Here is a 9,903-nt window from a genome sequence, read left to right on the forward strand (position 1 = left end):
ATAAAAAGAAAAAATGTGACTGATTGTCACGTATGAATAATGATAGAAATGTGTCATGTTTTTATTGCACAAAAATGTCATTAGTCACTATCTCATTGTTTTTCTGGTTACAAATTGATCGCTTTTTCATTATTCACGAATTTAATGAGTGTTTTGTGTGAATTTTTGTTGCCACTACTCGGATACTATTTTTGTATGTGGCTTGCTTGATTGCACTGTCATCATCCATGTTATTGATGCGAGCTATCGCAGTGACACTTCCTATTGAGTCGTTGGGGAGAAGGATTTTTATACCAATAACAGGAAAGTATGATGAAACAACGTCAAATGCTCTGGCTGATTGCCGCTGGATTAGGAGCTAGCCTACCAGTGACGGCCGCAGAGATGGTTAAAGTAGACAGTGATGCATTACTACAACAAGCACTTAAAGCTCAGTCAAACAGCGTCGTTCCGTTGGAAACTGGCTTCGCTGAAGTGAAACGCGTCGTTTTGCCGAATGGTAAAGTCAAAGTTCGTTATCAACAGACACACATGGGCCTACCAGTGTTTAACACCTCTGTGGTTGCCACTCAGACCAAAAGCAGCCAGAGTGAAGTTTACGGCGTGATGGCACAGGGAATCAGTGGTGACTTGTCAACAGTCGCTCCCGCTCTGGACGAGAAACAAGCTATCGCAGCAGCGAAAAATGCGTTTAAGAAGCACTCTCTTGGCGCTTCAGATGCACCGTTCGAAAATTCTAAAACTAAGCTGATGGTGTGGCTTGATGACTCTCAAACCGCAAAAGTCGTCTACATGGTAGACTTCTTTGTTGCAGCAAAAGTACCAAGACGCCCATTTTACTTGGTTGATGCCACTACAGGCGAAGTGCTGAAACATTGGGAAGGCATAAACCACGCTCAAGCGACAGGCACAGGCCCGGGTGGTAACGAAAAGACGGGTCAATACAACTACGGTACGGATTTCCCAGGGTTTATCGTCGATAAATCAGGCACCACTTGTACGATGAACATTTCAGCGGTAAAAACCGTTGATTTGAAAGGGAGAACGTCAGGCAGCACCCCATTCAGCTACCCATGTAGTGATGATACCAACTACAACGACAATAGATTTACTAATGGCGCGTATTCGCCTCTAAACGACGCGCATTATTTTGGTAAAGTTGTGTTTGATATGTTCCAAGATTGGATGAACACATCGCCGCTAACTTTCCAGCTCACCATGCGTGTTCACTATGGTACCGACTACGAAAACGCATTCTGGAATGGTTCATCAATGACGTTCGGTGATGGTAAGGACAGGTTCTATCCGCTGGTGGATATCAACGTCAGTGCGCATGAAGTGAGCCATGGCTTTACTGAGCAAAACTCAGGGTTAGTGTATTCCAATATGTCCGGTGGTATGAACGAAGCGTACTCTGATATTGCTGGTGAAGCGGCGGAATTCTACATGAAAGGTTCTGTTGACTGGATTGTTGGTGCCGATATCTTTAAGTCTTCCGGTGGTTTACGCTACTTCGATCTTCCGTCTAAAGATGGCCGCTCAATCGACCACGCTTCTCAGTACTACAATGGCCTGAACGTCCACTACTCAAGTGGTGTATACAACCGTGCGTTCTACTTGTTGGCGAACAAAGCAGGTTGGGATGTGCGTAAGGGTTTCGAAATCTTTACTTTGGCAAACCAACTTTACTGGACAGCAAACAGCACGTTCGACGCAGGTGCTTGTGGTGTAGCAAAAGCCGCCGCTGATATGGGTTACACAGTAGCGGACGTGGAAGATGCGTTTACTACAGTCGGCGTCAATGCGTCTTGTGGTACAACGCCTCCACCAACAGGCGATGTATTGGTCAAAGGTACACCAGTAACTAACCTATCTGGCGCGAGCTCCTCTGAGGTTTTCTACACCTTTACTGTCGACTCAGCGTCTAGCGTTGTGGTGTCTATCTCTGGTGGTACGGGCGATGCGGACCTTTATCTAAAAGCAGGCAGCAAACCCACAACAGGTAGCTACGATTGTCGTCCATACCGTTATGGCAACAGCGAACAGTGCAGCCTATCAGCCACACCAGGTACCACTTACCACGTGATGCTAAGAGGCTACTCTAGCTACTCTGGTGTAACTCTAAGACTCGATTAATAAAACAAAACACAACATCGTACATCAAAGGGCTCCTTCTGGAGTCCTTTGTTTTTGTCTAAAGCCTCAAGCGCTAACCTCGATCATCGAATGGACCTTTTCACATTCGGTCAAGCACCTTCAGCCAGCACTCAGCGTCTTTGAGCGTAACGGCTATACCGAAAGCATCGGTGACACTCCGTAATGTTCTCCAGCCATCAGCAATACACCAAACACCATGAGAATTACGCCGCCAAACAGTTGCAGATAAGCGCCAGCAACAGCCCAGCCTCTACTTTTATTATCGGTGTTGGTAAGGTAGCGCTTAACCACATGTTTACCCGTCAATGTCATGATGGCAATCAAAGAGGTAGTCAGTGCAGTGCCCGCTGCCATTAGGATCGCACTCACAACGCCCATCCAATACAAATCGGCAACATTGGCAAAAAGCAGCACCATAATCGCGCCCGTGCATGGTCGTATGCCAATAGCACTGATAATGGCAAGGTACTCGCGCCATGTAGAAGCCTGATTAATCGCATCGGCCTGAGCGACATGGTTATGACCACACCCACAAGTATGCCCATGCTGATGGACGTTTGGAGCGAGGCTGAGAGAAGGTTGGCCGGTTGCGCTGCCACCAATCAGTGCGGTTTTTGCTGAGGAAAGCGCCTCTATGGGTCTAACCGAATGAACGCGAATCTGAGGTTTGCGCATCGACTGATAAATCTTTTTCACGGCTTTGAACAGAATTAAACCACCGAATAACGCGACTAGGCCAAAACTGATGGTGACAAACAGCGAAGCTTGCTGGTTGACGACCCGCATGGAAGCACTGAAACCCCAGACTAAGACGGTGACCAATCCAATCGCGACTAAAGCTTGAACCATGGCGGACACCACAGTGATCATCAAGCTGGCTTTCACCTTAGTAGGGTGAGTGGCTAAATAGGTGGTCACAATCACTTTCCCATGCCCTGGACCAAGAGAGTGCAACATACCGTACAAAAAGCTAAACCCAATCAAATAACCTCCGGCAACCATCGTATTTTGTTTGGCGTCATAGAGTAAGTCTGCCAGTTGAGTATTGACCTCCCGTTGCCAATGCAGTGTGTTTACGACCAGTGTCGGCCACGCCAGCCAGAGTTGGTAAAGTCCTATCGCCAATATAGCGGCGACAGCAAAGGCGACAAGCCAAGCCTGATAAGGGCGAGAAGAGGTGCATTCTTGACGCGCCTGAGTGTTAATCATCAGCGTTTTCATATCGATACTCGTACATTCATTATTCAACGGAAGGGAGGCTGGCACAGCGGATCTTGACGGTCTGGGTAAACAACTGGCCTAGTGCATTGTCCGGGTCGGCATCCGCAGAGAGAGACATGGCGTAGCTCATTTGTTCAGACGTTGGGTTCGGTTCTATCAGCTCTAGATGACAGTGCTGAGCCAAATCGGGGGACAAGGTCACGTCATTGGAGGATCTCCACGTCATGCCGACATAATAGCTGGGTTCAAAAATCAGCAAGCGCAGCGAGTCACTAGTGATCGGGTGTGGTGTGGCAAGAGGCAGTTCAAAGCTTAGCACCAGTTTTGCCCGTTCTCGGCGCAGTGTGCCATTCTGAGCCGTTTTGTACTTAATCGGCGTTTCGCCATCGTAGAAATAGGTAAAGTAGTGTTCATTCAACATATTGTCGAGTACCGAAGCAGAGACCGCCTGCAAAGAGGCTTGCTGATTTTCAGCGCTCATATCTTTTCCATCCAGCATGTAAGCGGAGGTCATAGCGTCAAATGTCCATTCCATTTTTAAACCAGTGATCATGCCATTTTGGCCTTGAATATCGGTCTTCAAGTTGATCCAAGAGTGGGGGTGAGCTTGTACAGAAGCAGTCATCATCATGGCGATCAAAAGCCAGCACTGACGACACCAAGGAAGTTGAAAACAAACCCAATGGGCCAAGGATAAGCCACGGAATGTGGTGCGAATATCAGTGGTCGGCTTTATCTGATGCAACCATGGCTTGAAGATGTGTTCGAGTGTATTCATGCTGACGAAATCGGCTTTGTTGTTATGTTATAACGTATGATGCATGAAGAATGGAAAAGTTCAATATGGGACATTTTATAAATTGTCACAATTGGGACGAGATAGACTTAAATCGAACACAGAGTTGATGCATTCATCATTGAGAGTGCTTAAGCTCTACAGCGGTTAAATTTTGCTCGTGGGGAACGTTTGCTTCCGTGGGAAGGGGTCAATCGGGAAGAGTAATATCCCACTCAATTCGGTATAGAATAGGCGCCATATTGAGTATTAATCGCATCGTTTAGTAATTTAGATAAAAACACTAAACATTCCGACGTTTTACCTACAGATTATGGGCAACGAATCGCATAAAATGCCTCTCAACTTTTGATTGAGAGTATTGGCATTGTGAGTAAACCATCCGACCTGTTTAAAACACGAAGACCTCATATGAGTGCAGGCTACAAGCCTATCATTGAAGAGAAACCGATTGGCCCGATGCCGGCCATGTGTCCAATCGAAGAGAAGGAGCCGGCTTTCGCTTACGCGGTCGAATACGCGTGCGAACAAAGCTTGTACAGCAAAGGGGTCGAGCCGCATATAGGTGGCCTGCTAGGTAGGACCGAGCAAGAAGGCCCGCTCTCTCAATGGCTCAATGTCGCCAATGGCCCCCATACTCGCAGCATTCTCTCGATAGAAAAGCAAGAAGCCAAACGATTGTGGGTCGGATGGGATGCACCGCTACAGGGCGACGTCCGTTGGTCAGACATCATGCCTCAAGACAAAGATAACCTTACTATCGAATACGCTTTTGTGCCGATTCGCCCCGCGATCCAAAGTGGCGAAATGCTCGGCCTACCGACCGAAGGCTATTTGTACCATTTTATTGATGGTGAACTGCTGCATGAATACCGCTTCCAAGGGGAAACTAAGTATCACTTTTTGATCACGAAGAGCACAGCGGGGGCCATGAATCCAGAGCCCGCAACCAAGTTTGGCATCGACTTTGTCTTGGCCCTGTGGAAGCGAGAGGGGCAGGTAGTGGTCGACCAACACTTGCTGTTTAGTCGAAAAGCTATGGATGACCAAGCCATGTCGGCGGTAGACGCGGCCTTTTTAAATGAGCATGGCGTCAAGCTCGATATGGACGCCATCATCCCTTTGACCAAAGGGCATGTTTTGGAAGACGTTAGCCGGCGAGCCGCTCATAAGGCGGCTCAAGGGGAAACCCTAGAGCAGATTGCTCAGCAGCACGGCGTCTCTCTTGAGACCTTGCAAGACTTAAACCCAACCTTGCCATTATCGCCACTGGACAAAGGGGCCGTCATCTACACCGAGCCAGTAGGAGTTTACAACCATGCTCTGGACGTTGGCTACCCAGCCTTCAGTGCCCTGCTCAGTGAAGGGCTGCTATCGATAGACCGCATCGCCCGTGAGAAACCGTTTCCCGTGGTGAAGGTGGCCAGTTCAAACAAGAGTGCCTTTGCCGCCTTGGCTCCGGTGCGCTATGCCATCGACAACCGAGACCCAAAGACACTCAATCATGAGGTAGTCAAAGGGCTCAACCCCATCACTGACACCAAGCTCTTCCCGGGAGGGGTGCTGCGCTCAGACAAAATCCCTTATACCTTACGGCAGTTGCGCGATGGTTGGCTCTACGCCCTAAGCCAAGATCCCGAGACTGACGCCTGGTCTGTGGCCGAATACCAAGTCGTTAAAGGCGAGTTCAAACGCTTTGTCGGCGACCTTGCCGAAACGCGATATAACGCAGACGCTGAAAAGCCGAAGGCTTACGTGCTTTATCAAACTGATCGGCCTTATTTTGTCGGTTATGCGAGCCAGCGCTGGACACAAAACCTGCAAGATTTCTACACAGGCGATACTCCAGAGAGCCAACAAGCGAGACAAGAGTGGCTGCGCGATATCACCGCCTCAACGCACCGCCTGCCGATTGAAAAAATCTCAAAAGAGGTGGCCGACGTCGGCAAAGAAGACTTAAGCGCGTTTTATTGGACCTGCGCGTCACCCTCTGTCACCGAAGTCGATGAACAAGGGCTTATCACCCCACTGCAGCCCGCGTACCTTACCAGCTATCAGTATCAAGTGCCGATATTATGCGCTCATCATTTTGTCGCTCTGGATGACCCCTTGGCTGACTTCACCGACCTGCACCTACGCCTGTCGCAATCGGTATTGCCTTTGTTGCAAGACGACCACTCGCAGCGAAAAACCGTGGTGGCGAAAGCCATTCGGAGCTTGGTGCGTGTTTCACTGCCACCGGGCACCTTAGACAATATCCCGGTCGATAAGGTGGTTGAGGTCGAGCAAAACCTAGATACCTGTTTGGAGTACCACTACTATCAAGCGCGATTGAAGAAAGTCAATACTGCTAGTCATGGGGGCGCCGCCCTCGCTTTAGAAGCTCAACCCGTGATTGCCGCCTACCCTGAAGCCAGAGCCAAACTGAATGAATACGGTATTGCGCCAGCTCTACTGGAGTCACGCTTTAAGGAGTATGCTGAGCGGCGCAAAGCGCACCGCCAAGTCAACTGGGCAGACTTAGACACCTTCTATAAAGGCTACCTAAGCACCCTTCATCACTTCGTGCCGATGATAAAGCACGACGCGCCACACGTCATAGAGGCCATCGCCGCCTTAGGCACCGACCCACGGCGCTTTGGTCTCGACGTCGGCGAGCATGCTCACCACCTGGTTTTAAGCACCCTAATGGATGCGGTACTCAATGATTTAGAGTTGAGTGTCCAGCACGTGGCTGAGTTGAGCGACAGCATTGATGAGTTGCTCACCGATCCGGATAACTTATTAGGCTTGGCCTCTTACGGCTTCTCGTCGGAGATATATGTCGCCACTAATAACCTGTTCAAGGACCTGGCCTTTTCTGACTTTACCAATGAAACGCGTATTCCACTGAGTGGGTTCATCTCGGCGTTTAACGACGTGATTGGGTTCAGCGACCCTAATTCGGTCTTGTTTACGGCGACGAAGAGCCTACTCATCCCCCTTGAAAGGCAAATCAATCAGGCCAAACAAGCGGTCACGGATAAAGGGGATAAAGCGGTGCGCAGCATGCAAACGCTGCGTTTTCGTATCATTAACCGTGTGATGAAACTGCCCGGTTTGTCGGCGCGCCGCGCCATGGCGATGTCGCTGTGGGGGCAAGCCCAAATGAGTAGTGGTAAGGTGCTTCTCAATGAGGGCTTGAGTGCGAAAATGCAAACCGCCAATGGCCGTTACCACCAGTTGTTAATGGAAGCGCACAGTACCAATACAGCCTTGTCCAAGCTCCCGGCTGAATCGCCGGAACATCGCCGAATGTCGAAGTCGCTACGTCAGATAAACAAACAAATCAGCCGCTATGTTGAGTCTATCCCGCCGGTGTTCAGCGAATACCAGAGCCAATCCGTGGGCAAATATACTTTCAGTAACGCCGCAAGCGAGGCTAATGGTACCTTTAATCGCATCGGAGGCATGGATTTGGTGGTCGCGGCCTTAAACCTAATTAACTTCGCCTCACAAATGCAAACCCTGCAAGAGATGGAAAAGTCGGCTCCTTACCCGGATACGCGCAAACAACAAATGACCGTGACTTACAGTGTTGCGTGGTTTGTCAATAATACTGGGGCGGTGTTAAAAGGGCTATCGCTAAGTAAAATTCAGTCTGATGATATATTGATGGGCCGCACCCTTAAACAACTAAAAGCGGCAAAGAGTGCTTTTGACATTGCAGACGTGCTCAACGCTCAGCGTTATATTGCCCACTCGCTGATTGCTGGGGCTGCGGGGGTGATTGCCGCGGGTCTTGAAGGCTGGCAAGTCGCCGAGGATTTCTCCGCATCAAAAAGTTCGTTGGAACGTTGGCTGTTGGGTGGCAAGTTTGCTGCACTGGGGATGCAGGGGCTTAGCTGGGGTCGACTGATAGTACGAGCACTAGGATCTCGTTTTGGAACCCTCACTATTGGTAGCGTACTCAATGGGTGGATCTTGGCCCTTAACTTCTGGGGTGCGGCTCTCTATGCCACAGTTACCGTGCTCCTGCTGCTGACCAAAAGAACCCCGTTGGAAACCTGGCTCAACCATTCGATATGGGGCAAGGAGCCCGACCTTAGCCGCAGCGCCGCAGATGAGTACCACGATTTATTGACCCTGATTAACCAGCCGTCAATCACGTTTCGTGCCACCAAGCGCGAGATTGATAGGGCGGGTTCACCAAATAGCGCGACCGTCAACTTTGCGAAAGAGATCACTATTCTTCTGCCTAACGCTTATGACAATGAAGTGGTGAGCTTGTGTATCGAGACTGGCTTTAAGCCATCGGATTATCAAAGCCTGACCACTCACACCTTATTCAGCGGCAAAGTGACACGTGATAAAAATGAGCCTACCCTGTGCCGCTACCACTTACCCTTACCTAAACCGCTGCAACACCTAGTGGCGCAAGGGCAAGGGACAGTAAGGCAAGAGCAGGTCAACGTGTTTGTTGGACGCCATGTCAATAACCCGTATGATAACGGCCATGCACTGGTTAGCGTCTACCAAGCGCAATCCTTAGCAGGTGTCAGCGAGGACAAACCTATGCTAGAGCTAGCGGAGTCAAAGCTATCACTGATGCCAACCCATCAGGCCCAACTGCGTATGCCGAAAATGCCAACCCAAACAGAGCCTAGTGAGGGTGAACCAACCCAAAACCAAGGTAAAGAGGAATAGCCTTATGCTATCGCAAATTAAAACCTATCAGCTACAAATGGAGGTGCCTAACTGATGGATGTGTCTGTAGACTCGTTACCGGATCTAACCCCAGAGTATCAACAAGCCCAGCTTCAAGCGGTACAAGATGCCAAGGTGGTTTATCAATTTGAAGAGGTGATAGTTCCTGCTACCGATTATGGCGATATTTTTACTTGGATATTGGGAGCTTTAATGTTTTTTGGGATAGGGTACCAACTCTCGTGGTTAGGTGTTCTTGTCGCTTCAGTGTTCGTTTTTGCCATTGGTAGCTATTTATATTACGCCGGCAACCCAGATACAAAACAAACAGTAACCTTAACTGAAAAAGGGATGATAGTCACAGAGCTGACTCTCGTCCCTGATGCCTGTTTTGCCGCCTTACGTTACTCTGGCTATGCCGGTATTGCTATTTCACTTATCGGTGTGGTGCTGGTCGGGCCGATGATGTTTGTTGGCGCCGGCGCCGGGCTATTAATGTCGTTTAAAATGGCCGGAGTAGCCAATAGGCCTAGGCAGCGAGTGCGGCCCTTTCCCCCGAATGCAAGTTATAGCATTTATATCGTTCCAGAAGGCCGTTATAAACACGGACTGATTGAATCCCAATTGTTGCCGAAGATAGAAAAAGCAGTGGAGAGTGAAGAGAAGAAGGCGATTTATCGGGAAAATAGGATATTTTATTCCTCTTACTGTATCGCTTCTCCTGAAGTGCAAGAACAGTTTTTAAAACACTTAAAACAATTGGTTACCCTTACAGAAGAAGAGTAAGCATTTACAGGCTTTCTGAACAGCAAGCCTGTGTGTGCTGGCGGTGTAATTGGGTTTGGCGAGCTAGAGAGTGCGCGCTAAACACGAAGTAACAGCTATCAGGTACAAGTGGAGGTGCCTAACTAATGGATGTATCTGTAGACTCGTTACCGGAGCTAACCCCAGAGTATCGACAAGCCCAGCTGCAAGCGGTACAAGATGCTAAGGTGGTTTATCAATTTGAAGTGGTAAAGGTGCCTCCTACCGATTACTGGACT

Annotated in this window: 5 protein-coding genes; 3 read left to right on the top strand and 2 right to left on the bottom strand. The window is 49.1% G+C overall.

Going from position 1 to position 9,903, the window contains the following annotated elements:
• Window positions 1–309 precede the first annotated feature (309 nt).
• The gene (locus OH455_RS07050; protein ID WP_045975704.1) at window positions 310–2,136 is read left to right on the top strand and encodes a M4 family metallopeptidase; all 1,827 of its coding nucleotides are present in this window, start codon (window positions 310–312) and stop codon (window positions 2,134–2,136) included.
• A 153-nt stretch (window positions 2,137–2,289) separates the two neighbouring features.
• On the opposite strand, the gene OH455_RS07055 is transcribed toward OH455_RS07050, so the two are convergent.
• Window positions 2,290–3,366, bottom strand: a complete 1,077-nt coding sequence (locus OH455_RS07055; RefSeq protein ID WP_443088589.1) for a nickel/cobalt transporter — start codon at window positions 3,364–3,366, stop codon at window positions 2,290–2,292.
• 31 nt (window positions 3,367–3,397) lie between these two features.
• Window positions 3,398–4,009 carry a DUF1007 family protein gene (locus tag OH455_RS07060; RefSeq protein ID WP_269980885.1) on the bottom strand — a complete coding sequence of 204 codons (612 nt, stop codon included), beginning with the start codon at window positions 4,007–4,009 and terminating at the stop codon, window positions 3,398–3,400.
• A 576-nt stretch (window positions 4,010–4,585) separates the two neighbouring features.
• On the opposite strand from OH455_RS07060, the gene OH455_RS07065 reads away from it, so the two are divergent.
• Both OH455_RS07065 and OH455_RS07070 read left to right on the top strand, forming a co-directional pair.
• Window positions 4,586–8,860: a LysM peptidoglycan-binding domain-containing protein gene (locus tag OH455_RS07065; protein WP_269980872.1), complete on the top strand. Its 4,275-nt coding sequence runs from the start codon at window positions 4,586–4,588 to the stop codon at window positions 8,858–8,860.
• 54 nt (window positions 8,861–8,914) lie between these two features.
• Window positions 8,915–9,646, top strand: a complete 732-nt coding sequence (locus tag OH455_RS07070; RefSeq protein WP_269980873.1) for a hypothetical protein — start codon at window positions 8,915–8,917, stop codon at window positions 9,644–9,646.
• The last annotated feature ends 257 nt before the right edge of the window (window positions 9,647–9,903 follow it).

It is taken from the genome of Vibrio sp. T11.5 (genome assembly GCF_027587155.1).
Taxonomy (GTDB): Bacteria; Pseudomonadota; Gammaproteobacteria; order Enterobacterales; family Vibrionaceae; genus Vibrio; species Vibrio neptunius.

Bases quoted from the DNA above. Each gene is read 5' to 3' on its own strand.
- OH455_RS07050 (WP_045975704.1), top strand. From the start codon at position 310: ATGATGAAACAACGTCAAATGCTCTGGCTGATTGCCGCTGGATTAGGA.
- OH455_RS07055 (WP_443088589.1), bottom strand. From the start codon at position 3,366: ATGATTAACACTCAGGCGCGTCAAGAATGCACCTCTTCTCGCCCTTAT.
- OH455_RS07060 (WP_269980885.1), bottom strand. From the start codon at position 4,009: ATGATGATGACTGCTTCTGTACAAGCTCACCCCCACTCTTGGATCAAC.
- OH455_RS07065 (WP_269980872.1), top strand. From the start codon at position 4,586: ATGAGTGCAGGCTACAAGCCTATCATTGAAGAGAAACCGATTGGCCCG.
- OH455_RS07070 (WP_269980873.1), top strand. From the start codon at position 8,915: ATGGATGTGTCTGTAGACTCGTTACCGGATCTAACCCCAGAGTATCAA.